Annotated in this window: 17 protein-coding genes, 3 rRNA genes and 1 riboswitch; of the genes, 15 read left to right on the top strand and 5 right to left on the bottom strand. The window is 67.5% G+C overall.

Going from position 1 to position 25,514, the window contains the following annotated elements; translation table 11 throughout:
- Positions 1-46 precede the first annotated feature (46 nt).
- Positions 47-496, bottom strand: coding sequence for a PTS glucose transporter subunit IIA (locus tag BX283_RS10035; RefSeq protein WP_101387284.1), 450 nt, complete (start codon positions 494-496; stop codon positions 47-49).
- Between the two features lie 749 nt (positions 497-1,245).
- Here BX283_RS10035 and BX283_RS10025 point away from each other — a divergent pair.
- The 13 genes from BX283_RS10025 to BX283_RS09965 all read left to right on the top strand — a co-directional run bounded on the left by BX283_RS10025 (position 1,246) and on the right by BX283_RS09965 (position 16,765).
- Positions 1,246-2,771: ribosomal RNA gene (locus tag BX283_RS10025) — 16S ribosomal RNA — on the top strand.
- Positions 2,772-3,051: 280 nt separating this feature from the next.
- Positions 3,052-6,175 (top strand): 23S ribosomal RNA (locus tag BX283_RS10020).
- 104 nt (positions 6,176-6,279) lie between these two features.
- A 5S ribosomal RNA gene (rrf, locus tag BX283_RS10015) occupies positions 6,280-6,396 on the top strand.
- The 16S, 23S and 5S rRNA genes sit together here, the layout of an rRNA operon.
- 176 nt (positions 6,397-6,572) lie before the next feature.
- Positions 6,573-7,181, top strand: a complete 609-nt coding sequence (locus BX283_RS10010) for a CDP-alcohol phosphatidyltransferase family protein (RefSeq protein ID WP_067155476.1) — start codon at positions 6,573-6,575, stop codon at positions 7,179-7,181.
- 110 nt (positions 7,182-7,291) lie between these two features.
- Positions 7,292-9,787, top strand: coding sequence for a mannose-1-phosphate guanyltransferase (locus tag BX283_RS10005; RefSeq protein WP_101387283.1), 2,496 nt, complete (start codon positions 7,292-7,294; stop codon positions 9,785-9,787).
- A gap of 88 nt (positions 9,788-9,875) precedes the next feature.
- Positions 9,876-10,808, top strand: coding sequence for a DUF881 domain-containing protein (locus BX283_RS10000; protein ID WP_180357124.1), 933 nt, complete (start codon positions 9,876-9,878; stop codon positions 10,806-10,808).
- The gene (locus BX283_RS09995; RefSeq protein ID WP_003970459.1) at positions 10,805-11,137 is read left to right on the top strand and encodes a small basic family protein; all 333 of its coding nucleotides are present in this window, start codon (positions 10,805-10,807) and stop codon (positions 11,135-11,137) included. The genes BX283_RS10000 and BX283_RS09995 overlap by 4 nt, the downstream gene beginning before the upstream one ends.
- A gap of 77 nt (positions 11,138-11,214) precedes the next feature.
- On the top strand, positions 11,215-12,081 hold the full coding sequence (locus BX283_RS09990) for a DUF881 domain-containing protein (protein ID WP_373979156.1): 867 nt from the start codon (positions 11,215-11,217) through the stop codon (positions 12,079-12,081).
- A gap of 82 nt (positions 12,082-12,163) precedes the next feature.
- On the top strand, positions 12,164-13,105 hold the full coding sequence (locus tag BX283_RS09985; RefSeq protein WP_101387280.1) for an FHA domain-containing protein: 942 nt from the start codon (positions 12,164-12,166) through the stop codon (positions 13,103-13,105).
- 56 nt (positions 13,106-13,161) lie between these two features.
- Positions 13,162-13,902: a MerR family transcriptional regulator gene (locus BX283_RS09980; RefSeq protein WP_101387279.1), complete on the top strand. Its 741-nt coding sequence runs from the start codon at positions 13,162-13,164 to the stop codon at positions 13,900-13,902.
- Positions 13,903-13,958: 56 nt separating this feature from the next.
- Positions 13,959-14,432, top strand: coding sequence for a bifunctional nuclease family protein (locus BX283_RS09975; RefSeq protein WP_006123076.1), 474 nt, complete (start codon positions 13,959-13,961; stop codon positions 14,430-14,432).
- A 186-nt stretch (positions 14,433-14,618) separates the two neighbouring features.
- A complete protein-coding gene (locus tag BX283_RS09970) occupies positions 14,619-15,242 on the top strand; it encodes a MerR family transcriptional regulator (RefSeq protein WP_101387278.1) in 624 nt (207 codons plus the stop codon).
- A gap of 56 nt (positions 15,243-15,298) precedes the next feature.
- The gene (locus BX283_RS09965) at positions 15,299-16,765 is read left to right on the top strand and encodes a DNA polymerase IV (protein ID WP_101387277.1); all 1,467 of its coding nucleotides are present in this window, start codon (positions 15,299-15,301) and stop codon (positions 16,763-16,765) included.
- On the opposite strand, the gene BX283_RS09960 is transcribed toward BX283_RS09965, so the two are convergent.
- Positions 16,675-17,058: a PRC-barrel domain-containing protein gene (locus BX283_RS09960; RefSeq protein ID WP_101387276.1), complete on the bottom strand. Its 384-nt coding sequence runs from the start codon at positions 17,056-17,058 to the stop codon at positions 16,675-16,677. The two genes, BX283_RS09965 and BX283_RS09960, sit on opposite strands and share 91 nt — an antisense overlap.
- 112 nt (positions 17,059-17,170) lie before the next feature.
- Positions 17,171-17,268: riboswitch (glycine riboswitch) on the top strand.
- A gap of 194 nt (positions 17,269-17,462) precedes the next feature.
- Here BX283_RS09960 and gcvP point away from each other — a divergent pair.
- The gene (gene gcvP / locus BX283_RS09955) at positions 17,463-20,348 is read left to right on the top strand and encodes an aminomethyl-transferring glycine dehydrogenase (RefSeq protein ID WP_101387275.1); all 2,886 of its coding nucleotides are present in this window, start codon (positions 17,463-17,465) and stop codon (positions 20,346-20,348) included.
- A 110-nt stretch (positions 20,349-20,458) separates the two neighbouring features.
- Here gcvP and BX283_RS09950 read toward each other — a convergent pair whose 3' ends face one another.
- Positions 20,459-20,665 (bottom strand): DUF5999 family protein, encoded by a 207-nt coding sequence (locus BX283_RS09950; RefSeq protein WP_067155431.1) that lies wholly within the window; start codon positions 20,663-20,665, stop codon positions 20,459-20,461.
- Positions 20,666-21,000: 335 nt separating this feature from the next.
- Entirely contained in the window at positions 21,001-21,588 is a 588-nt protein-coding gene (locus tag BX283_RS09945) for a hypothetical protein (RefSeq protein WP_101387274.1), read from the bottom strand.
- 490 nt (positions 21,589-22,078) lie between these two features.
- On the opposite strand from BX283_RS09945, the gene BX283_RS09940 reads away from it, so the two are divergent.
- Positions 22,079-23,587, top strand: a complete 1,509-nt coding sequence (locus tag BX283_RS09940) for a glutamate-cysteine ligase family protein (protein WP_101387273.1) — start codon at positions 22,079-22,081, stop codon at positions 23,585-23,587.
- 43 nt (positions 23,588-23,630) lie between these two features.
- Here the strand turns inward: BX283_RS09940 and BX283_RS09935 are convergent, their stop codons facing one another.
- Positions 23,631-25,415 (bottom strand): substrate-binding domain-containing protein, encoded by a 1,785-nt coding sequence (locus BX283_RS09935; RefSeq protein WP_101387272.1) that lies wholly within the window; start codon positions 25,413-25,415, stop codon positions 23,631-23,633.
- Positions 25,416-25,514 lie beyond the last annotated feature (99 nt).

Raw genomic sequence — 25,514 nt, 5'->3', positions numbered from 1 at the left:
CCGACTCACCGTCTCGGCGACGGCGGCGTCACGACTTCTGGCTGAACTACTTCCAGGTGAAGAGGGCGTCGCCGGCCTTCACATCGCCGTCCTCACGGAGGTCGCCGAGGGAGTCAGCAGTGGCTTCGAGGGCCACGATGGGGCACACGGGGGACTTCCCGGCCTCTTCGACAGCAGCCGGGTTCCAGCGCACGACGGCCTGGCCGCGCGTGACGGTGTCGCCCTTGTTGACGAGCAGCTCGAAGCCCTCGCCGTTGAGCTGGACGGTGTCGATACCGAGGTGCGTCAGCACACCGTGGCCCTCGTCGTCCACGACGACGAAAGCGTGCGGGTGCAGGGAGACGATGACACCGTCGACGGGGGAAACCGCCTCCGAGGGCTCCCGTACGGGGTCGATGGCGGTACCGGGGCCCACCATTGCGCCGGAGAACACCGGATCGGGCACTGCCGCGAGTCCGATGGCCTGCCCGGCGAGCGGGGACGTCACGGTGGTCATGGATGGCCTCCCAGGGGGTGGGGCTTCTTCGTGTCGCTGCCACTACGTGCTGTGTGACGGCGTACTTTTCAGAAGGGTAAGTCATAAGAAGTCCGGGTTCGCCTGGTATGACTCCAGGCCGGGCTTCCCCGACGGAGACTACTGGACTAGACCGGTGCGGTAGTGGACTAGACCATAGACCCCCGGGGGCTCCAGGGCCGATTTGCCCCGACCGCTCCGGGGGCTGTACTGTCCTAAGTCCCGCCTGACGACAACGTGTGAACTTCACGTGAATGTGTCGGGTCGGGCAGGCTCCTCCTCAACTTGCTGATCTTGATCCTGCGCCTCGCTCTGCTGCGTCGGTATTTCCGTGCGCTGCAAAACGAAGTGGTCGGGGAGAAGGAAAAGTACTGATAGAGTCGGAGCCGCCGGAAAGGGAAACGCGAAAGCGGAAACCTGGAAAGCACCGAGGAAGTCGGACCGGGAAACGGTCTGATAGAGTCGGAAACGAAGGAAGCGCCCGGAGGGCCCGGAAACGGGAACAAAGGAAGCGTCCGTACCTTGAGAACTCAACAGCGTGCCAAAAGTCAACGCCAGATTGACAACCCCGGCCCACCGCTTGTCGGTTGGGTTGGAGGTTCCTTTGAAAAGTCCTGCAGGCCCTCGTGGTCGGCAGGCAATTACACAGCGAGGACGCTGAGGACGGTCGGTCTTATTCCGACATGACTGTCCCGCTCTTTCGTGTGTGCGCACCGGATTACCGGTACACATTCATGGAGAGTTTGATCCTGGCTCAGGACGAACGCTGGCGGCGTGCTTAACACATGCAAGTCGAACGATGAAGCCCTTCGGGGTGGATTAGTGGCGAACGGGTGAGTAACACGTGGGCAATCTGCCCTTCACTCTGGGACAAGCCCTGGAAACGGGGTCTAATACCGGATACGACCCGGAAGCGCATGCTTCTGGGTGGAAAGCTCCGGCGGTGAAGGATGAGCCCGCGGCCTATCAGCTTGTTGGTGGGGTAATGGCCTACCAAGGCGACGACGGGTAGCCGGCCTGAGAGGGCGACCGGCCACACTGGGACTGAGACACGGCCCAGACTCCTACGGGAGGCAGCAGTGGGGAATATTGCACAATGGGCGAAAGCCTGATGCAGCGACGCCGCGTGAGGGATGACGGCCTTCGGGTTGTAAACCTCTTTCAGCAGGGAAGAAGCGAAAGTGACGGTACCTGCAGAAGAAGCGCCGGCTAACTACGTGCCAGCAGCCGCGGTAATACGTAGGGCGCAAGCGTTGTCCGGAATTATTGGGCGTAAAGAGCTCGTAGGCGGCTTGTCACGTCGGATGTGAAAGCCCGGGGCTTAACCCCGGGTCTGCATTCGATACGGGCTAGCTAGAGTGTGGTAGGGGAGATCGGAATTCCTGGTGTAGCGGTGAAATGCGCAGATATCAGGAGGAACACCGGTGGCGAAGGCGGATCTCTGGGCCATTACTGACGCTGAGGAGCGAAAGCGTGGGGAGCGAACAGGATTAGATACCCTGGTAGTCCACGCCGTAAACGTTGGGAACTAGGTGTTGGCGACATTCCACGTCGTCGGTGCCGCAGCTAACGCATTAAGTTCCCCGCCTGGGGAGTACGGCCGCAAGGCTAAAACTCAAAGGAATTGACGGGGGCCCGCACAAGCAGCGGAGCATGTGGCTTAATTCGACGCAACGCGAAGAACCTTACCAAGGCTTGACATATACCGGAAACGGCCAGAGATGGTCGCCCCCTTGTGGTCGGTATACAGGTGGTGCATGGCTGTCGTCAGCTCGTGTCGTGAGATGTTGGGTTAAGTCCCGCAACGAGCGCAACCCTTGTTCTGTGTTGCCAGCATGCCCTTCGGGGTGATGGGGACTCACAGGAGACTGCCGGGGTCAACTCGGAGGAAGGTGGGGACGACGTCAAGTCATCATGCCCCTTATGTCTTGGGCTGCACACGTGCTACAATGGCCGGTACAATGAGCTGCGATGCCGTGAGGCGGAGCGAATCTCAAAAAGCCGGTCTCAGTTCGGATTGGGGTCTGCAACTCGACCCCATGAAGTCGGAGTTGCTAGTAATCGCAGATCAGCATTGCTGCGGTGAATACGTTCCCGGGCCTTGTACACACCGCCCGTCACGTCACGAAAGTCGGTAACACCCGAAGCCGGTGGCCCAACCCCTTGTGGGAGGGAGCTGTCGAAGGTGGGACTGGCGATTGGGACGAAGTCGTAACAAGGTAGCCGTACCGGAAGGTGCGGCTGGATCACCTCCTTTCTAAGGAGCACAGTACCGATTGCAGGCAAATGTTCTGCACGGTCAGCTCATGGGTGGAACGTTGACTATTCGGCACGGTTTTCGAGGGATCACTAGTACTGCTTCGGCGTGGAACGTGAACCTGAGGGAGCCGGGCCGGGCACGCTGTTGGGTGTCTGAAGGCACGGGCTTTGCCCGCTTGTACTTCAGTCGCCGGCCCCAGTGAACTCACCATGTTGTTGGTGGGGTGATGGGTGGCTGGTCGTTGTTTGAGAACTGCACAGTGGACGCGAGCATCTGTGGCCAAGTTTTTAAGGGCGCACGGTGGATGCCTTGGCACCAGGAACCGATGAAGGACGTGGGAGGCCACGATAGTCCCCGGGGAGCCGTCAACCAGGCTTTGATCCGGGGGTTTCCGAATGGGGAAACCCGGCAGTCGTCATGGGCTGTCACCCATGCCTGAACACATAGGGCATGTGGAGGGAACGAGGGGAAGTGAAACATCTCAGTACCCTCAGGAAGAGAAAACAACCGTGATTCCGGGAGTAGTGGCGAGCGAAACCGGATGAGGCCAAACCGTATGCGTGTGATACCCGGCAGGGGTTGCGCATACGGGGTTGTGGGATCTCTTTTTCACGGTCTGCCGGCTGTGAGACGAGTCAGAAACCGTTGATGTAGGCGAAGGACATGCGAAAGGTCCGGCGTAGAGGGTAAGACCCCCGTAGCTGAAACGTCAACGGCTCGTTTAAGAGACACCCAAGTAGCACGGGGCCCGAGAAATCCCGTGTGAATCTGGCGGGACCACCCGTTAAGCCTAAATATTCCCTGGTGACCGATAGCGGATAGTACCGTGAGGGAATGGTGAAAAGTACCGCGGGAGCGGAGTGAAATAGTACCTGAAACCGTGTGCCTACAAGCCGTGGGAGCGTCGCGTTGCATGCTTGCATGTAACGTCGTGACTGCGTGCCTTTTGAAGAATGAGCCTGCGAGTTAGCGGTGTGTAGCGAGGTTAACCCGTGTGGGGAAGCCGTAGCGAAAGCGAGTCCGAACAGGGCGATATAGTTGCACGCTCTAGACCCGAAGCGGAGTGATCTAGCCATGGGCAGGTTGAAGCGGAGGTAAGACTTCGTGGAGGACCGAACCCACCAGGGTTGAAAACCTGGGGGATGACCTGTGGTTAGGGGTGAAAGGCCAATCAAACTCCGTGATAGCTGGTTCTCCCCGAAATGCATTTAGGTGCAGCGTCGTGTGTTTCTTGCCGGAGGTAGAGCACTGGATAGGCGATGGGCCCTACCGGGTTACTGACCTTAGCCAAACTCCGAATGCCGGTAAGTGAGAGCGCGGCAGTGAGACTGTGGGGGATAAGCTCCATGGTCGAGAGGGAAACAGCCCAGAGCATCGACTAAGGCCCCTAAGCGTACGCTAAGTGGGAAAGGATGTGGAGTCGCAGAGACAACCAGGAGGTTGGCTTAGAAGCAGCCACCCTTGAAAGAGTGCGTAATAGCTCACTGGTCAAGTGATTCCGCGCCGACAATGTAGCGGGGCTCAAGCGTACCGCCGAAGTCGTGTCATTGACATATATAGCCCTAACGGGTGTGTTGATGGGTAGGGGAGCGTCGTGTGCCGGGTGAAGCCGCAGCGGAAGCTAGTGGTGGACGGTTCACGAGTGAGAATGCAGGCATGAGTAGCGATACACACGTGAGAAACGTGTGCGCCGATTGACTAAGGGTTCCTGGGTCAAGCTGATCTGCCCAGGGTAAGTCGGGACCTAAGGCGAGGCCGACAGGCGTAGTCGATGGACAACCGGTTGATATTCCGGTACCCGCTTTGAAACGCCCAATATCGAATCAGGCGATGCTAAGTCCGTGAAGCCGTTCCGGACCCTTCGGGGAAAGGAAAGTGGTGGAGCCGACGAACCAGACTTGTAGTAGGTAAGCGATGGGGTGACGCAGGAAGGTAGTCCAGCCCGGGCGGTGGTTGTCCCGGGGTAAGGGTGTAGGCCGTGTGGTAGGCAAATCCGTCACACGTTAAGGCTGAGACCTGATGCCGAGCCGATTGTGGTGAAGTGGATGATCCTATGCTGTCGAGAAAAGCCTCTAGCGAGTTTCATGGCGGCCCGTACCCTAAACCGACTCAGGTGGTCAGGTAGAGAATACCGAGGCGTTCGGGTGAACTATGGTTAAGGAACTCGGCAAAATGCCCCCGTAACTTCGGGAGAAGGGGGGCCATCACTGGTGATGAGTCTTGCACTCTGAGCTGGGGGTGGCCGCAGAGACCAGCGAGAAGCGACTGTTTACTAAAAACACAGGTCCGTGCGAAGCCGTAAGGCGATGTATACGGACTGACGCCTGCCCGGTGCTGGAACGTTAAGGGGACCGGTTAGCTCCATTTCGGTGGGGCGAAGCTGAGAACTTAAGCGCCAGTAAACGGCGGTGGTAACTATAACCATCCTAAGGTAGCGAAATTCCTTGTCGGGTAAGTTCCGACCTGCACGAATGGCGTAACGACTTCTCGACTGTCTCAACCATAGGCCCGGTGAAATTGCACTACGAGTAAAGATGCTCGTTTCGCGCAGCAGGACGGAAAGACCCCGGGACCTTTACTACAGTTTGATATTGGTGTTCGGTTCGGCTTGTGTAGGATAGGTGGGAGACTTTGAAGCAGCCACGCCAGTGGTTGTGGAGTCGCCGTTGAAATACCACTCTGGTCGTGCTGGATGTCTAACCTGGGTCCGTGATCCGGATCAGGGACAGTGTCTGATGGGTAGTTTAACTGGGGCGGTTGCCTCCTAAAGAGTAACGGAGGCGCCCAAAGGTTCCCTCAGCCTGGTTGGCAATCAGGTGTTGAGTGTAAGTGCACAAGGGAGCTTGACTGTGAGACCGACGGGTCGAGCAGGGACGAAAGTCGGGACTAGTGATCCGGCGGTGGCTTGTGGAAGCGCCGTCGCTCAACGGATAAAAGGTACCCCGGGGATAACAGGCTGATCTTCCCCAAGAGTCCATATCGACGGGATGGTTTGGCACCTCGATGTCGGCTCGTCGCATCCTGGGGCTGGAGTCGGTCCCAAGGGTTGGGCTGTTCGCCCATTAAAGCGGTACGCGAGCTGGGTTTAGAACGTCGTGAGACAGTTCGGTCCCTATCCGCTGTGCGCGTAGGAATATTGAGAAGGGCTGTCCCTAGTACGAGAGGACCGGGACGGACGAACCTCTGGTGTGCCAGTTGTCCTGCCAAGGGCATGGCTGGTTGGCTACGTTCGGAAAGGATAACCGCTGAAAGCATCTAAGCGGGAAGCCTGCTTCGAGATGAGTATTCCCACCTCCTTGAGAGGGTAAGGCTCCCAGTAGACGACTGGGTTGATAGGCCAGATGTGGAAGCCTCGTAAGGGGTGGAGCTGACTGGTACTAATAGGCCGAGGGCTTGTCCTCAGTTGCTCGCGTCCACTGTGTTAGTTCTGAAGCAACGAACAGTTGCTGGTTGAGCAGAACCCACTAATTAAAAAGTGTGCTTGTTCGCTCGAAACCGATAGGGTTTCGGTGGTCATAGCGTTAGGGAAACGCCCGGTTACATTCCGAACCCGGAAGCTAAGCCTTTCAGCGCCGATGGTACTGCAGGGGGGACCCTGTGGGAGAGTAGGACACCGCCGAACAATCTTTAGCCTCAACCCCCGTGCCCTTTTGGGCCGGGGGTTGAGGCATTTTTGCGTTCAGGACCCGTTCAAGTCCCGTTCAGGGCTTTATTCGACCCGTACCCCTGTGCACTCGTGCACGTCCGCTGCCGGTAAGGTCAGGGGGCATCGTTGGCACGTTCACAGGAGGCCCCCGGGTGGAGGTCCAGGAGACTCGCGTTCAGACGGACCGGGTGCTCACCATCCCCAACATCCTCAGCATGGCGCGTCTCGTCGGCGTACCCGTGTTCCTGTGGCTGATCCTTCGACCCGAGTTCGGTGGGCCCAAGAGCGATGGCTGGGCATTGCTCGTACTGGCGCTGAGCGGTGTCAGTGACTACCTGGACGGGAAGCTCGCCCGGCGCTGGAACCAGATCAGCAGTCTGGGCCGGCTCCTCGACCCGGCGGCCGACCGGCTGTACATCCTTTCCACGCTCGTCGGTCTCACCTGGCGGGAGATTCTGCCGGTTTGGCTGACCGCTGCCCTTTTGGCCCGGGAGCTGATGCTTCTGGTGATGGTGGGAATCCTCCGCAGGCACGGCTATCCGCCGCCGCAGGTGAACTTCCTGGGTAAGGCGGCCACGTTCAACCTCATGTACGCCTTCCCGTTGCTTCTGCTGAGCGACGGAAGCGGATGGCTCGCCGATCTGGCGGCGATTTTCGGATGGGCGTTCGCCGGATGGGGTACAACTCTGTATTGGTGGGCAGGGATCCTGTATGTGGTTCAGGTCCGCCGGCTGGTCAAGGCGGACTCAGCGGCCGATTGAGCTCGTCGGCGGTCCTTCGGAGCAGAGGGGTCCGCGCATGATGCCAGGGGGCCCACCCGGACGGGTGCAGTCGGCTAGACCGTCGTCTCGTCAAGGAGGACGCTTCCGACATGAAGGCCGTCGTGATGGCCGGTGGCGAAGGAACACGACTTCGCCCCATGACCTCGAGCATGCCCAAGCCGCTCCTGCCGGTGGTGAACCGGCCGATCATGGAGCATGTGCTACGGCTGCTCAAGCGGCATGGGCTCAATGAGACCGTCGTAACCGTGCAGTTCCTGGCCTCGCTGGTCAGGAACTATTTCGGTGACGGCGAGGAGCTCGGGATGGAGCTCACCTATGCCAATGAGGAGAAGCCCCTCGGTACCGCGGGCAGCGTCAAGAACGCCGAGGAGGCCCTCAAGGACGATGCCTTTCTCGTCATCTCGGGTGACGCCCTCACCGACTTCGACCTGACAGATCTCATCAACTTCCACAAGGAGAAGGGCGCACTGGTCACGGTGTGCCTGACCCGGGTTCCCAACCCGTTGGAATTCGGCATCACCATCGTCGACGAAGAGGGAAAGGTCGAGCGCTTCCTGGAGAAGCCGACCTGGGGCCAGGTCTTCTCGGACACGGTGAACACCGGAATCTATGTGATGGAGCCCGAGGTCTTCGACTACGTCGACGCCGATGTGTCCGTCGACTGGTCCGGTGACGTCTTCCCTCAGCTGATGAAGGAGGGCAAGCCCATCTACGGCTATGTCGCGGAGGGCTACTGGGAGGACGTCGGCACGCACGAGAGCTATGTGAAGGCGCAGGCCGACGTGCTGGAGGGCAAGGTCGACGTCGACATCGACGGCTTCGAGATCTCGCCCGGCGTCTGGGTCGCGGAGGGCGCCGAGGTCCATCCGGACGCGGTGCTGCGCGGCCCGCTCTACATCGGGGACTACGCCAAGGTGGAAGCCGATGTGGAGATCCGCGAGCACACGGTCATCGGGTCCAACGTCGTCGTCAAGACCGGGGCCTTCCTCCACAAGGCCGTCGTCCACGACAACGTCTACATCGGCCAGCACAGCAATCTCCGCGGCTGTGTGATCGGCAGGAACACCGACATCATGCGGTCGGCCCGGATCGAGGACGGCGCCGTCATCGGGGACGAGTGCCTGGTCGGTGAGGAATCGATCATTCAGGGCAATGTCCGGGTCTATCCGTTCAAGACCATCGAGGCGGGCGCGTTCGTCAACACCTCGGTGATCTGGGAGTCGCGCGGCCAGGCCCATCTCTTCGGGGCGCGCGGTGTCTCCGGCATCCTCAATGTGGAGATCACCCCGGAGCTCGCGGTGCGGCTGGCGGGTGCGTACGCCACGACCCTGAAGAAGGGCGCGACCGTTACGACGGCCCGTGACCACTCCCGTGGTGCGCGCGCCCTGAAGCGGGCGGTGATCTCGGCCCTCCAGGCCAGCGCCATCGACGTACGGGACCTGGAGAACGTGCCGCTGCCGGTGGCGAGACAGCAGACCGCGCGAGGCAGCGCCGGCGGGATCATGATCAGGACCTCGCTGGGTGTGCCGGACTCCGTCGACATCATGTTCTTCGACGAGCGGGGCGCGGACCTCTCGCAGGCCGGGCAGCGCAAGCTGGACCGGGTGTACGCACGTCAGGAGTACCGGCGGGCGTTCCCCGGCGAGATCGGGGACCTGCAGTTCCCGAGCAGCGTCTTCGACTCGTACACCGGATCCCTGCTGCGCAAGGTCGATACGACGGGTGTCGCGGAGGCCGGGCTCAAGGTCGTGGTCGACGCGTCCAACGGCAGCGCGGGGCTCGTCCTGCCCAGTCTGCTCGGGCGGCTCCAGGTGGACTCGCTGACCATCAACCCGGGGCTCGACGAGTCGCGGCCGACCGAGACGGCCGACGGGCGGCGGGCCGGTCTGGTGCGGCTCGGGGAGATCGTGGCCTCGGCGCGGGCTGCGTTCGGGGTGCGGTTCGACCCGGTCGGGGAGAAGCTGTCGCTGGTCGACGAGCGCGGGAGGATCGTCGAGGACGACCGGGCGCTGCTGGTGATGCTGGACCTGGTGGCGGCCGAGCGGCGCAGCGGGCGGGTGGCGCTGCCGGTGACCACGACCCGTATCGCCGAGCAGGTCGCCGCGTACCACGGTACGCAGGTGGAGTGGACGACCACGTCGCCCGACGACCTCACGCGCGTGGGCCGCGAGGAGTCGACCATCTTCGGCGGCGACGGGCGCGGCGGGTTCATCATTCCCGAGTTCAGCAGCGTCTTCGACGGCGCCGCCGCCTTCGTACGGCTCATCGGGCTGGTGGCGCGGACACAGCTGACGCTCAGCCAGATCGATTCGCGGATACCGCGCGCCCATGTGCTGCGCCGGGACCTGGCGACCCCGTGGGCGGTCAAGGGCATGGTCATGCGGCGGGTCGTCGAGGCGGCCGGGGACCGGTCGGTGGACACGACCGACGGAGTGCGGGTCGTGGAAGCCGACGGCCGCTGGGTGATGGTGCTGCCCGACCCGGCCGAGGCGGTCACCCATCTGTGGGCCGAGGGGCCCGACGACGCCTCCGCGCAGGCGCTGCTCGACGAGTGGTCCGCGATCGTGGACAGCGCAGGTCACTGAGGTCTTCGGGGGGCGCCGGGCGGGGTCGTGGGACGCCGCCCGGCGCACCGGTGGGGCCATTCGGCGGCAGCGGCGCCGACGTGCGACGATGTGCGGCATGCCGCAGCAGCCCCCCGTTCGGAGCACTCCTTCTCCACCGTCGCGCCCCGACGCGTCCATGTCGCTGCTGACCAATGTGATGGACCACGCGCTCGACGACGGGTACGCGGAGGCGACGGCCCGGCGCAAGGCCGAGGGCCAGGAGGGCATGCCCCGCACCCTGCGCGCGAAGCTCGGGCTGGCCGCCGGTCTGGTGCTCGCCGCCGTGGTGGTGACGATCGGCGCCGCGCAGGCGCGGATAACGGCGCCGGTGGTCGCCAAGGAGCGCCAGGAGCTCATCGGGCGCGTGGAGGCGGAGACCAAGGCGGCGGACGACCTCCAGAAGGAGGTCGACTCGCTGCGCGACGAGGTCGGTGACCGCCAGCGCAAGGCGCTGGAGAAGCACGGCGGTGACCAGGGCGAACTGGTCGCGCTGCTGTCGGGAGCCACCGAAGTGCGCGGCCCCGGAGTGAAGCTGGTCGTCGACGACGCCAAGAACACGGAGTCGGGCGGAGGCGGCGGGCCGCGCGAGAACAGCAGCTTCTCGGACACCGGCCGGGTCCGCGACCGGGACATGCAGCGCATCGTCAACGGCCTGTGGCAGTCCGGCGCCGAGGCCGTGGCCATCAACGGACAGCGGCTGACAGCCCTTTCGGCGATCAGGGCGGCCGGCGACGCCATACTGGTCGACAACAGGCCGCTGGTGCCGCCGTACACGGTCCTCGCAGTGGGGGACGGGAAGAAGCTCAGCACCGCCTTCCAGGACAGCGCCGACGGCCAGTACCTCCATGTTCTCCAGGAGAACTACGGCATCCGCTCCAGCATTTCGGACCAGGGCGAGGTGCGCCTGCCGGCCGCGCCGAGCCTGATCGTACGTACAGCACAGCCGCAGGCCACCGGCGCCGGCAGGGGCGCGGCCGCCACAAGGAAAGGCACATCGTGATCGCCGTACTTGGCCTCGTCGTGGGAGTCGTGGTCGGACTTTTGGTCCGGCCCGAGGTGCCTGCGGTGGTCGAGCCGTATCTGCCCATCGCCGTCGTCGCCGCGCTGGACGCGGTCTTCGGCGGTCTGCGGGCCATGCTCGACGGCATCTTCGTCGACAAGGTCTTCGTGGTGTCCTTCCTGTCGAACGTCGTGGTGGCGGCGCTGATCGTGTTCCTCGGTGACAAGCTGGGCGTGGGCGCGCAGCTGTCGACCGGTGTGGTCGTCGTGCTCGGCATCCGGATCTTCTCCAACGCCGCGGCCATCCGCCGGCACGTCTTCCGGGCGTGAGGCCGATGAGCAGCGAGGACACCCCTGAGCAGGGGCCGGACCGCACCCCGGGGCCCGGCGCCGGCAGCACTCCTTCCGTGCCGGAGCCCCCTCGGGCCGACACGCCGAAGGGACCCGACACGCCGAAGGCGCCGGGAACGCCGCCGCAGATGCCGCCGGTGCCCGAAACGCCCGAAGCACCCGCGACGTCCGCCCCCGCGCCCCAGGAGCCTTCGGGGCCGCAGGTGACGGGCCGCCAGCGGCTGGCCGCGGGGCTGTGGCCGCCGCGGGTGACCCGGGCCCAACTGATCGTCGCCCTGCTGCTGTTCGTGCTCGGCCTGGGCCTGGCCATCCAGGTCCGTTCCACCAGCGACAACAGCGCGCTGCGCGGGGCCCGCCAGGAGGACCTGGTGCGCATCCTGGACGAGCTCGACTCCCGTACCAAGCGTCTTGAGGACGAGAAGCAGCGGCTCGAAGGGCAGCGCACCGAGCTGGAGACCAGCTCCAACCAGGCGGCCGAAGCGCGCAAGCAGACCCTGGAGAAGGAGCGTCAGCTGGGCATCCTGGCCGGTACGGTCGCCGCGCAGGGCCCGGGCATCACGCTGACCATCACCGACTCCAAGAAGGCGGTCGAGGCGGACAAACTGCTCGACACCATCCAGGAGCTGCGCGCCGCCGGTGCGGAGGCGATCCAGGTCAACGACGTCCGGGTGGTCGCCAACACGTACTTCTCGGACGCCGACGGGGGCATCGAGGTCGACGGGCGGAAGGTCACCGCTCCCTATGTCTTCAAGGTGATCGGGAAGCCACAGGATCTCGAACCCGCGCTCAACATCCCCGGCGGCGTGGTGCAGACTCTGGAGAAGGAGCAGGCCACGGCCACTGTGGTCCGTTCCGAGAAGATCGTCGTGGATGCCTTGCGACCGGCGAAGCGGCCTGACTACGCTCGGTCGTCCTCGCGGTGACGCGGGGCCGCATGCGAGCGACCGCACAAGGGCATGAGCTTGCGGGGGGTCGGCGCACCCAACTCGTGGTGCGTGGTGGAAACTGTTTGGCGGATACGGACGTTGTGAGGATGTCCGGGTCGGCCGGTGTGTTGATTCTGGGTTCGTCCTGCCCCACGGGCGGGTCTGTTTCGGTCAAGGGGAATCGCCCGTGAAGTTGTTTGCGAAGTTGTTCGGCAAGAGCGCACGTGAGGACGGTGCCAGCGGCTCCGCCCGGCACCGTGCCCGAGGCCGTGGACAGGCGGAGGAGCAGGGCGGCGAGCGCCCGCTGTTCCGCGATGAGGTGAGCCGCCCCGGGGGTGACATTCCGGGCGGTCCGGGCGCGTCTTCTGTTGACCCTGCCGGTCCCGGCCGCATAGGTTTCGGGGATCCATCAAGTACGGGTGGAGGGTTTGCGCCCGACCCGTATGCGACCAGCGCCCACGCGGTCCAGCCGGGGCAGGAGGATCCGTCCATGCCGGTGTGTACGAGGTGCGGGCACAGCAATGCGGCGGCGAGCCGCTTCTGCTCCAACTGTGGCGCCCCGCTGCGCCCGGGCGCGGTTCCCGAGCGTGCCGCGGAGACCACGTCGACGATCTCGATCTCCGGGCTCGAGGCGTACGACTCCGAGGTGACGGGCCAGACGGCGCTGCCGTCGCTGTCGCCGGAGGCGCAGGCCGCGGTCGACGCGCTGCCGCTGGGCTCCGCCCTCCTGGTGGTGCGCCGCGGGCCCAACTCGGGCAGCCGCTTCCTGCTGGACGGCGAGCTGACCACGGCGGGCCGGCATCCGCAGAGCGACATCTTCCTCGACGACGTGACCGTGTCGCGCCGTCATGTGGAGTTCCGTCGGGGCGCGGACGGCCGATTCACCGTCTCGGACGTCGGCAGCCTCAACGGTACGTATGTGAACCGGGAGCGGATCGACTCGATCGACCTGTCCAACGGCGACGAGGTGCAGATCGGGAAGTACCGGCTGGTGTTCTACGCGAGCCAGCGCGGCGCCTGACCCCTCCCAGTCCGTTCGGGGGCCCCTCAGGGGAAAGATCCATCCAGGGAAGGCCCATGCTGCACACACCGACGGGCGGTGCCGGAAACGGCACCGCCACCGCTGGCGACCGGCTGATGAGCATCGGCACCGTGCTGAATCAGCTGCGCGAGGAGTTCCCCGAAGTCACCATCTCCAAGATCCGCTTCCTGGAGTCCGAGGGTCTTGTGGAGCCCCGGCGCACGCCGTCGGGGTACCGCAAGTTCAGCCCCGAGGACGTGGAGCGGCTCGCCCAGGTGCTGCGGATGCAGCGGGACCACTATCTGCCGCTGAAGGTCATCCGCGAGCACCTCGACGCGCTGAGCCGGGGGGAGCAGCCCGCGCTGCCCGCTCCGGGCGGAGCTGGCGATCTCGCGGACGGCGGGGCCGAGGGCGATCCGGAGCGCCGCACGGCGTCCCGTGTGGGCCGCACAGAGCTGCTGGTGGCCGCAGAGGTCACCGAGGCGGAGCTGACCGAGTGGGAGTCCTACGGGCTGATCTCGGCCGGTCCCGAGGGCGGCTACGACTCGGAGTCGGTGAATGTGGCGCGTCTCGTGGCGGACCTGGGCCGATTCGGTCTGGAACCGAGGCATCTTCGCGCCATGAAGGCGGCTGCCGACCGCGAGGCCGGGCTGGTCGAACAGGTGGTCGCACCCTTGCGGCTGCACCGCAACCCGCAGACCAGGGCGCATGCGGAGGCGACCGTGAAGGAGCTGGCGGCGCTGACCGTGCGGCTCCACGCGGCCCTGGTCCAGACCGCTCTCGGGGTCCGGCTGTAGTGAGCCAGGGGGTCCCCGACTACCCAAACCTGCCGGGCACGTCCTAGGGTTGCTGTGTGAACGAGCTCGACGTCGTGGGTGTCCGGGTGGAAATGCCCTCCAACCAACCGATCGTGCTCCTGCGTGAAGTGGGAGGCGATCGGTACCTCCCCATCTGGATCGGTCCAGGGGAGGCGACCGCGATCGCCTTCGCCCAGCAGGGGATGGCTCCGGCGCGGCCGCTGACGCACGACCTTTTCAAGGACGTGCTGGAGGCCGTGGGCCAGGAGCTGACCGAGGTCCGCATCACGGACCTGCGCGAAGGTGTCTTCTACGCGGAGCTGGTCTTCGCCAGTGGTGTCGAGGTGAGCGCGCGTCCATCCGACGCCATAGCGCTCGCCCTGCGCACCGGAACGCCGATCTACGGCAGTGACGGGGTGCTCGACGACGCGGGGATCGCGATCCCGGACGAGCAGGAGGACGAGGTGGAGAAGTTCCGCGAGTTCCTCGACCAGATCTCGCCCGAGGACTTCGGCACCAACAGCCAGTGAGCCGCCGCGCCGGGAGTCCCCGCAGGCCGGGCGGCTCCGGCGCATTCGAGTAGCCTTTCCCCGAAGAGGGGTACGCGAAACCACTCTCAGGGTGATTATCACTCGGCGTGCCGAGTGTGGCGATCGTTGACGCACCCCGAGTGACTGCCTACCGTCGTGAAGGCAGTTCTAGGACGGAGGGTCGGCGTGAGAAGCAGCGGCGACAGTACGGCAGGGGAGGCCCCCGGACGTCCGGGGGAGAGCGGGCCGTACCCGCCCCCAGGCTCTCGGCCGAGCAGTGAGCACCCCCTTCACGACAGTGCGGACGACACCGGCACCGACACCGTCGGGTACCGGGGGCCGACGGCGTGCGCGGCGGCCGGGATCACCTACCGGCAGCTCGACTACTGGGCGCGCACCGGCCTGGTCGAGCCCAGTGTGCGTCCGGCGTACGGATCGGGCACCCAGCGGCTCTACAGCTTCAAGGACGTCGTCGTCCTCAAGATCGTCAAGCGTTTCCTGGACACCGGGGTCGCCCTCCAGAACATCCGCACCGCCGTCCAGCACCTGCGCGAGCGCGGCTTCCGCGATCTGGAGCGGATGACGCTGATGAGCGACGGGGCCACCGTCTACGAGTGCTCCTCGCCCGACGAGGTCGTCGACCTGCTCCAGGGCGGCCAGGGCGTCTTCGGCATCGCCGTCGGCGTGGTGTGGCGCGACGTCGAGACGGCCCTGTCCCAGCTGCACGGGGAGCGGGTCGACACCGGCGAGACGCTGGTCGGGCACAACCCCGCCGACGAGCTCGCCAGGCGCCGCAACCGGGCCGTCTGAGAGGCCGCGGGCCCGCCGGGGGCCCATTGTCAGTGGCGTGAGGCAGCATCGGTGGTGTGAGAGCCGCGCCGACCATTCTGCATCTGGACATGGATGCCTTCTTCGCCGCCGCAGAGCAGGCGTCGAAGCCCAGCCTGCGCGGAAAACCCGTGATCGTGGGCGGCCTCGGACCACGCGGTGTGGTGGCCACCGCGTCGTACGAGGCACGGCGCTTCGGTGCGCGATCCGCGATGCCGATGGCTCAGGCGAGACGGCTGTGTCCCAATGGCGCCTATCTGGTGCCGCGCTTCGGCTTCTACCGCTCGATCAGCGAGCAGGTGATGGAGTTGCTGGGGCGGCTGTCGCCCCTGGTGGAGCCCCTGAGCCTCGACGAGGCCTTCGTGGACCTGGAGGCCGGGGGAGTCGCGTGGGACGCCCAGTCGGCCCGTGAGGCCGGTCAGCGGCTGCGTGCCGACATCCGGGCGGTGACGGGTCTGACGGGGTCGGTGGGGCTCGCCGGGTCCAAGATGCTGGCGAAGATCGCCTCCGAGGAGGCCAAGCCCGACGGTCTCAGGCTCATAGAACCCGGCACCGAACGGGACATGCTCGCCCCGATGCCGGTGAGGACGCTGCCGGGGGTGGGCCCGGCGACCGGGGAGCATCTGCGCAGGGCCGGGATGACCACGGTCGCGGATCTCGCCGAAGCGGGCGAGGACGAGCTCGTACGGCTGCTCGGCAAGGCGCACGGGGCGTCGCTGCACCGGATGGCGCTCGGGCTCGACGACCGGCCGGTGGTGGCCGAGCGGGACACCAAGTCGGTGTCGGTCGAGGACACCTTCGACGTGGACCTGCACGACCGGGTGCGGGTGATGAACGAGGTGGGGCGGCTCGCAGACCGGTGTGTGCAGCGCCTGCGGGCGTCCGGGCACTCGGGCCGCACGATCGTCCTCAAGGTCCGCAGGTACGACTTCTCGACGCTGACCCGGTCGGAGACGCTCAGAGGGCCCACGGACGACCCCGCGGTGGTGCGCGAGGCGGCCGGCCGGCTGCTCGACTCCGTGGACACGACGGGCGGCGTGCGCCTCCTCGGGGTCGGGGTCAGCGGCCTCGCGGACTTCACGCAGGAGGACCTCTTCGCGCAGGCCGCCGGTGAGCGGGAGCCGGTCGAGGAGGCGGCCGCCGAGGAGGAGGCGGATCCGGCCGTCCCCGAGCAGACGGCGGCCGCCGACCCGGCCGAGCGGCACTGGCCGGCCGGGCACGATGTGCGCCACCGCGAGTTCGGCCCCGGCTGGGTGCAGGGCAGCGGGGTGGGGCGGGTCACCGTCCGGTTCGAGACGCCCACGTCGAAGGCGCCCGGACGGGTGCGGACGTTCCGGGTGGACGACCCCGACCTGGAGCCGTCCGAGCCGCTGCCGCTGGTGGCGGAGCCCGGGGAGACGGGTGACGCGGAGGGTCAGGCCTCGTCGTCCTCCTCGCCCGCGAGCCGTCCGAAGTCCCGGTCGGAGCCGGGCAGGGGATCGGGGGCGGCGATGTCGAGTCCGTAGTGGTGGTAGAGCTGGAGCTCCTGCTCGGGGGAGAGGTGGCGGCCGACGCCGAAGTCGGGAGCGTCCTTGATCAGCGCCCGGTCGTAGGGGATGTGCAGCGCCTCGTCGACGAGGGTGCTGGGCTCCAGGGGGACGAAGGCGTCCCGGCTGAACAGGCCGGTGCGTACGGCGGCCCACTCGGGCGCCCCGGTGGCGTCGTCGAGGTAGACCTCGTCCACCGTGCCGATCTTGTTGCCGTTGCGGTCGAACGCCTTGCGGCCGATCAGGCTGCGCGGATCGATATCGGTCTGCACGGTCCCTCCAACTGGTCGCAACTGCTCGTAAGCACTACGAAAGTGCACATCGCGGGCGTCGGCCACTCGAAGGATCAGGGCCGGAACGCGCTGGTACCCTGGCGGTGGCTGCTGACCCCGCGCGGGAGAGTCCTCCGGAGAGAAGTCCGGAGGCGCCGAAGGAGCAAATCCTCCCCGGAATCTCTCAGGCCCACGTACCGCGCGGACGAGGTCACTCTGGAAAGCAGGACGGGGGACGTGCGGGCAGCTGCCGTGCGCGCACCCTTTCCTCACCGACGGTGAAAGCCGGGACGCCCCCACGCGCCCCGGTGAAGCTCTCAGGTTGAGATGACAGAGGGGGAGGCCGTCCGGGCACCCGCGCCGTGGTGCCCCTCGCAGGTCGTGCAGACCAGGAGGCCTCCGTAATGACCGCCAACCGCATGCCGCTCACCGAGCTCGAGCGTGGCATCCCCTTCGAGCAGCGTCACATCGGGCCCGATGCCGAGGCCCAGGCGAAGATGCTCGCGCAGGTCGGCTACGGCTCGCTCGACGAGCTGACCGCCGCTGCGGTGCCGGACGTGATCAAGAGCGCCGAGGCGCTGGGTCTGCCCGGCGCCCGCACCGAGGCCGAGGTCCTGGCCGAGCTGCGCTCCCTCGCCGACCGCAACAAGGTCCTGGCCCCGATGATCGGCCTGGGCTACTACGGCACGTTCACCCCGCCGGTGATCCTGCGCAACGTCATGGAGAACCCGGCCTGGTACACGGCGTACACGCCGTACCAGCCGGAGATCTCGCAGGGCCGTCTGGAGGCGCTGCTCAACTTCCAGACCGTCGTCGCCGACCTCACCGGGCTGCCGACCTCCGGCGCCTCGCTGCTCGACGAGGGCACCGCGGCCGCCGAGGCGCTCGCGCTCTCGCGCCGCGTCGGCAAGGTCAAGGGCGGGGTCTTCCTCGTCGACGCCGACACGCTGCCGCAGACCGTCGCCGTCATAGAGACGCGCGCCGAGCCGACCGGTGTCGAGGTCGTCGTCGCCGACCTGAGCCACGGCATCCCGGCCGAGATCGCCGAGCGCGGTGTCTTCGGTGTGCTGCTCCAGTACCCCGGCGCCTCCGGCGAGGTCCGCGACCTCAAGCCCGTCATCGACGAGGCCCACGAGCTGGGCGCGATCGTCACCGTCGCCGCCGACCTGCTCGCCCTGACCCTGCTGACCTCGCCCGGCGAGCTCGGCGCGGACATCGCGGTGGGCACCACCCAGCGCTTCGGCGTCCCGATGGGCTTCGGCGGCCCGCACGCCGGCTACATGGCGGTCCAGGAGAAGTTCGCCCGCAGCCTGCCCGGCCGCCTGGTCGGCGTCTCCGTGGACGCGGACGGCAACCGGGCGTACCGCCTGGCCCTGCAGACCCGTGAGCAGCACATCCGCCGCGAGAAGGCCACCAGCAACATCTGTACGGCGCAGGTCCTGCTCGCCGTCATGGCCGGTATGTACGCGGTCTACCACGGCCCCGACGGACTGCGGCAGATCGCCCGGCGCACCCACCGGTACGCGGTGATCCTCGCCGAGGGGCTGCGCGCCGCCGGTGTGGAGGTCGTGCACGGCTCGTACTTCGACACGCTGACCGTCAAGGTCCCCGGCAAGGCCGCCGAGGCCGTCGCCGCCGCCCGTGACGGCGGGGTCAACCTGCACCTGGTGGACGCCGACACCGTCTCGATCGCCTGCGACGAGACCACCGACCGCGACCGCATCGCCGCCGTCTGGGCCGCCTTCGGCGCCGAGGGCGACATCGAGGCGCTGGACGCCGCGGCCGCCGACACGCTGCCGGACGCGCTGCTGCGCTCCGACGAGGTCCTGACCCACCCGGTCTTCCACCAGCACCGCTCCGAGACCGCGATGCTGCGCTACCTGCGCAAGCTCGCCGACCGCGACTACGCGCTGGACCGCGGCATGATCCCGCTCGGCTCCTGCACCATGAAGCTGAACGCGACCACCGAGATGGAGCCGGTCACCTGGCCCGAGTTCGGCCAGATGCACCCCTTCGCGCCGGCCGAGCAGGCCGGGGGCTACCTCACGCTCATCCACGAGCTGGAGGAGCGCCTCGCCGAGGTCACCGGGTACGACGCGGTCTCCATCCAGCCCAACGCCGGTTCGCAGGGCGAGCTCGCGGGTCTGCTCGCGGTGCGCGCCTACCACCGGGCCAACGGCGACGAGCAGCGCACGGTCTGCCTCATCCCGTCCTCCGCGCACGGCACCAACGCCGCCAGCGCCGTGATGGCCGGCATGAAGGTCGTCGTGGTGAAGACCGCCGACGACGGCGAGGTAGACATCGCCGACCTGCGCGCCAAGATCGAGCAGTACCGCGACGAGCTCTCGGTGCTGATGATCACCTACCCGTCCACGCACGGGGTGTTCGAGGAGCACGTCGCGGACATCTGCGGCGAGGTGCACGACGCGGGCGGCCAGGTCTACGTCGACGGCGCCAACCTCAACGCGCTGGTGGGCCTCGCCAAGCCGGGCAAGTTCGGCGGCGATGTCTCGCACCTCAACCTGCACAAGACGTTCTGCATCCCGCACGGCGGCGGCGGCCCCGGCGTCGGCCCGGTCGGTGTGCGCGCGCACCTCGCGCCGTACCTGCCGAACCACCCGCTCCAGCCGGGCGCCGGCCCGGAGACGGGCGTCGGCCCGATCTCGGCCGCCCCGTGGGGCTCGGCGGGCATCCTGCCGATCTCGTGGGCGTACGTGCGTCTGATGGGTGGCGAGGGCCTCAAGCGGGCGACGCAGGTCGCGGTGCTCGCGGCCAACTACATCGCCAAGCGCCTGGAGCCGCACTACCCGGTGCTCTACACGGGCCCCAACGGCCTGGTGGCGCACGAGTGCATCGTGGATCTGCGCCCGCTGTCGAAGTCGACCGGCGTCAGCGTCGACGACATCGCCAAGCGTCTGATCGACTACGGCTTCCACGCGCCGACGATGTCGTTCCCGGTGGCCGGCACGCTGATGATCGAGCCGACCGAGAGCGAGGACCTGAACGAGATCGACCGGTTCTGCGAGACGATGATCGCGATCCGCGCCGAGATCGAGAAGGTCGCCTCGGGCGAGTGGCCCGCCGACGACAACCCGCTGGCCAACGCCCCGCACACGGCGGCCGCGCTCGGCGGCGAGTGGAACCACGCGTACAGCCGCGAGGAGGCGGTCTTCCCGGCCGGGGTCTCGGCCGCCGACAAGTACTGGCCGCCGGTGCGCCGCATCGACGGTGCCTTCGGCGACCGCAACCTGGTCTGCTCCTGCCCGCCGCTGGACGAGTACGACAACTGATGTAGGGCTGTCGACGGCTGACATACGTCGGGGCCGGTGCGGGGTTCTCTCCCCGGGCCGGCCCCTTTGTCGTGCGGTGCTGTGGAGTTGTCCTCGTGCCATCGGCCGCGCTACGCGGCCTTCGCCACCTGTCCGGCTGTCAGCGCCCGGTGCGGGGCGATGATCCGCCCGTCCGGCAGCAGCTCACCGGTGTCCTCGAAGATCAGGACGCCGTTGCACAGCAGGCTCCAGCCCTGCTCCGGGTGGTGCGCCACGAGCTGCGCGGCCTCCCGGTCGGCGGAGTCGGCTGTCGGGCAGGCTGGCTGGTGCTGGCACATGGATGCGTTCTTTCGCTGGGTCGTAGTAGTGAGTGTCCTGCGGCTCGATGCGGTGTTCATGGCCGCCCCCCGTTGGTAAGTCCGGTCGGTCCGCTCCCAGTGTTGCCCTACGGGCGTCAATCCGCAGGGATTTCGCGGCACCACTTCCTACTGCATATTGACGCATCACTCGTGCGGCCGGTTCAACTCAACTGCCCTGTCCCTTCGGGTGGTTCGTGGTGGCCGTTACGGGCTAGCCCGTACGGAGGATGTGCGCGGGCGCACGGCACAGCGCCCCGGGCCGAAGGGGGCTCCGGGGCGCTGTGGGCTCGTTGTTCCGGCGGGCGGGCAGGGCGTCAGACCGGCTGGCTCAGCAACGGCGCGGGGGTGAGGCGCAGGGTCATCACCGGCAGCAGCTCGGAGACCCGGTGCGGCCGGTGGGCGCAGATGCCGGGCGGGGCGGGCGCCAGCGGCACCAGCAAGTCGGCCGGGTCCAGGTCGCCGCAGGCGGGGTCGGCCGTGAGGTCGCGCCGCAGCCACAGGGTGAGCATGTACAGCTCCGGCACCGAGAGCAGCCGGGGCTCGAAGTCCATGGTCAGCGCCTCGGCCTGGCGCAGGGCGCGCTGGGTCGAGGCGAGGTAGGGACCTTCGAAGAAGTGGGAGAAGGCCCAGCCGTCCGGAGTGAGCATGGTGTCCGCGGCCGCGACCGCGCCCTCTGGATCGCTGATGAGGAAGCGCCAGCCGGCCAGGCGGCTGCGCGGGGCGCGGGCGCTCGGGGTGATCCGGTCCAGCACGTGGACGGGCAGCGGGAGTTCGGGGGTCAGCGGGCCCTGCGCGTTTCGCAGGGCTGGGGTGCGCGCCGCGCGGACGGCGGTGGGGGAACCGAGTGCCGCGAGGACGCTGCGCAGGGCGGGCGCGGGGGCCGGGGGAACATGCAGCGGCATGGTGGGTCGCCTCTCACTTCGGAGACACCTTGGTGCGTGGGCAGTGCGGACGGCGCTGTCTGCGGTGATACGGGGTCAGAGGGGGGCCGGGGGACAATGGCCGGGGCGCCAACTCTCTGCCTCGTTCGCGAAGTTTATACGACACGTGTTCAGGGCGTGTTTCGGCTAGCTCTCGTCCGTATTGCGGGCAAGGCGGATTCCGGTCCTTGTGATGCGGCATTCATCCCGATTCGGGGAACGGGGTACCGGACTGGCCTGGAAAGGTCCGCCGATGGCGGTAGGCCGAAACCCGTCGGTGTTTTTCACGATTCCCGAAGCGGTGGTATCCGCAGGTTGCTGTATGCCGAATGCATGTGCCTGGGGCCGGTTCGTACCAGCTTACTACCCGGCACCCTTCCATGGGGCGTTATGGATCAGCCAGCCTGGGCATTATCGACCGTGACGCACGCGGCCGGCCGGGCCGGCTGCCCATTCGAGGAGGGACGCTTCGATGGGTGAGAAGGTCGTGGCGGGCGAGTTCGACCTGTCCGATCGGCACGCGTACCGGCAGAAGCTCCAGCAGTGCCTGGAGGGGCTGGGGCGACTCCTGACCGAACGGAGGTTCGATCGTCCGAGGAATCTGATGGGCGTGGAGATCGAGCTGAATCTCGTGGGGCCCGACGGTATGCCGCGGATGATGAACGCGGAGGTTCTGGAGCGGATAGCGAGCAAGGATTTCCAGACCGAACTCGGCATGTTCAACCTGGAGGTGAATATCGCCCCGCACCGGCTCGGCGGCCGGGTCTTCGATCAGCTCTCCGAGGAGCTGCGGACCGGCCTCGGGTACGCCGAACGCAAAGCGGGCGAAGTCGGTGCCGGGATCCTGATGATCGGAATTCTCCCGACGATCAGCCAGCAGGACCTGGTCTCCGCGAACCTTTCCAATTCCGATCGCTATGTACTGCTCAACGATCAGATCGTGGCGGCCCGCGGCGAGGATTTCACCCTCGACATCGAGGGCGTCGAACGCCTCGTCTGCACCTCCGGCTCCATCACCCCGGAAGCCGCCTGCACCTCCGTGCAGCTGCACCTCCAGGTCACCCCTGCCCGGTTCGCGGCGGTGTGGAACGCGGCGCAGGCCATCGCCGCCGTGCAGATCGCGGTGGGGGCCAACGCGCCCTTCCTGTTCGGCCGGGAGCTGTGGCGCGAGTCGCGCCCGCCGCTGTTCGAGCAGGCCACCGACACCCGGCCGCCGGAGCTGCGCGCCCAGGGCGTGCGCCCGCGCACCTGGTTCGGCGAGCGCTGGGTGACCTCCGCGTACGAGCTGTTCGAGGAGAACCTGCGCTACTTCCCGCCGCTGCTGCCCATCTGCGACGAGGAGGAGCCGCTGCGGGTGCTGTCGGCCGGCGGGGTGCCCACCCTCCAGGAGCTCGTCCTGCACAACGGGACGATCTACCGCTGGAACCGCCCTGTGTACGGCATCGCGGACGGCGTGCCGCATCTGCGGGTGGAGAACCGGGTGCTGCCGGCCGGGCCCACCATCACCGACGTGATCGCCAACGCGGCCTTCTACTACGGGCTGGTGCGCTCGCTCGCCGAGGACAGCAGGCCGGTGTGGACCCGGCTGCCGTTCGCGGTGGCCGCCGCCAACTTCGAGACGGCCTGCCGCCAGGGCATCGACGCCGACCTGCTGTGGCCGGTGCCGCGCCGGGCGGGCGGCGTCGCGCGCGTACCGGCCGTCAAGCTGGTCCGGGACGAACTGCTGCCGCTGGCCGCCGCGGGGCTCGACGCGTGGGGGGTGGAGCCGGCCGACCGGGACCACTACCTCGGCGTGATCGAGGAGCGCTGCCGGCGCCGCGTCAACGGGGCCTCCTGGCAGGTCGACACGTACCACCGCGCCCTCGACGCCGGTCTGACCCGGGAGGCGGCGCTGGCGGCCACCACCCGGCGCTACCGCGATCTGATGCACGGGGGCGAGCCCGTCCACACCTGGCCGGTGGGCTTCCCGGCGCCGGGGTGAGGAGCGCGGGGCGAGGGGCGAGGGGGGTGTGCGGTCGGGTTGCTCAGCCCGCCCCGCCGCCCTGACCCACCGTCATGATGGCTTTCAGGATCACCGCCTGGATCTCGGCCGGGTCGGTGACCTGGTATCCCGCGCCACCGGTCGCCTTGGCGATCTCCCTGACCGCCTCCCCGTCCGCGTCCGGGCCGACCGCGATGGCGATCATCGGCACGGGCTTCGCCGGGTCGGCGAGCTTCTGGAGCCGGGTGATGAGCTCGCCGCGCGAGATGCTGCCCGGGTCCTCGTTGGCGCCGTCCGTGAGGATCACCAGCGCGTTGAACTTCCCCTGCCGGTAGCCCGCGGTGGCCTGCTGGTACGCGGCGAGGGCCGTGTCGTACAGACCGGTCGCCCCGTCCGGCACCGGCTGGAGCGCGCCGAAGGCGGCGGCGAGCCGCTCGCGCTGGGTGCGGCCGCCTTTGACCGGGTCGCCGAGGCGGGCGGTAGGCACCAGCTCGCGGTAGTCGCGCGAGCCGTCGAGGCGGGTGGCGAAGTCCCACAGGCCGATCTCGTCCTCCGTCGTGAACTGCGCGAGGGCCCGCAGCAGTGAGGTCTTGGTGACGTCCATCCGGGTCCGGCCGCCCGCACCGGGCACGGGCGCGGCCATCGACCCCGAGGCGTCCACGACGGTGGTGAGCCGGGCGCTCTGCACGATGATCGTCCACATCCCGAGGGCTTCCTGGAGCTCCTTGGCGGACGGGGCCTCGGCGCTGGACGTGGCGTAGGGCTGCGGCGCGGTGCCGCCCGCCTTCTTCACGGCCGCCTCGTCCACCGCGTCGCCGGGCGTGCGGAAGCCGCTCCGGGCAAGGGTCCGCCGGGACTCCGGTTCGCCGAGCAGCGTCAGGAACCGCATCGCGGCGCGGCTGCGGTCGGTGCTCAGTCGGCTCTCGCGGACGATCGTGTACGGGTAGTCGAGCAGCGGCGCCCCGTCCTTCGGGTAGAAGAGGTCGAGCCCCCGCCCCGCGCCGCGACCGGTGTTGTACGCGTACGCCGCCTGCTCGGAGAGCACGACTGCCTGGTTGCGGCGCGGGTTGCCGCTCTCGGTGCCCGAGCCGTCCCGGGCGAGCGTGTCGACTACCTGGGCGTCGGTGTCGGAGGTGCGCTGCGAGAGCAGCTTGGCCAGGGCCGCAGCCTTGGTGGAGCCGTCCGCGCCCTGGCGGGCCGTGGAGCGCCCGATGCTGCTCAGGGCGAGGAGACCGGCGGCCGAGCGGGACGGGTCGGCCGCGCCGAGGCGCAGCGCGTCCGAGCGGGTGGCGGCCGCGGCGAGTTCGCCCCAGGTGTACGTCCTGGAGGGCCAGCCCAGGGACTTGGCGGCGGGCGCCACCAGCGCCAGCGCGACCGGGGACGCGGCGACGTGGCCCGCCGTGGCGACCGATACGCCGTCGCCGCCCTCCTTGGCGCGGTCCACCCACAGCGCCGAGTCCGGTATCCACACCGCGAAGTCGGGGTCGCGGCCGGCGCCGAGCGCGTCGGCCACCTTGTACGACTCGCGGGCGGTGACCCGGACGTCGATGCAGGAGCCGTCGGAGGTGACCTTGTCGGCGCGCGCCCGCTCGGCCACGGACCGGACGGCCGGGGCGACATCGGGGGAGGCGACGAGATCCAGCCGCACCGCGGAGTCCCGGCACGAGTCGCCGAAGGAGAGCAGTCCGCTCCCGGCCGCGACGGCCGCGCCGCCCGCCACGACGAGCACGAGCAGGGTGGCGACGACGACCGTACGGCGGCGGCCGGCGGCCGGACGGCCCCGGGTTCCCTCGCTCGCGTACGCGTCGGGCAAGCTGTGACGTCCCATGGCGGTGGTGCCCTCCTTGAATCCTGAACAAGGAAAAAGAGGGACCGCACCATCGAAATGGCGCTCGCCCCCCGGCCTGTCGCGCGCGATCTTCGTACT

The organism is Streptomyces sp. TLI_146 (genome assembly GCF_002846415.1).
Lineage (GTDB): Bacteria > Actinomycetota > Actinomycetes > Streptomycetales > Streptomycetaceae > Streptomyces.
Note: the sequence above shows the minus strand (reverse complement) of the source record. Positions and strands in the feature narration are given on the sequence as shown.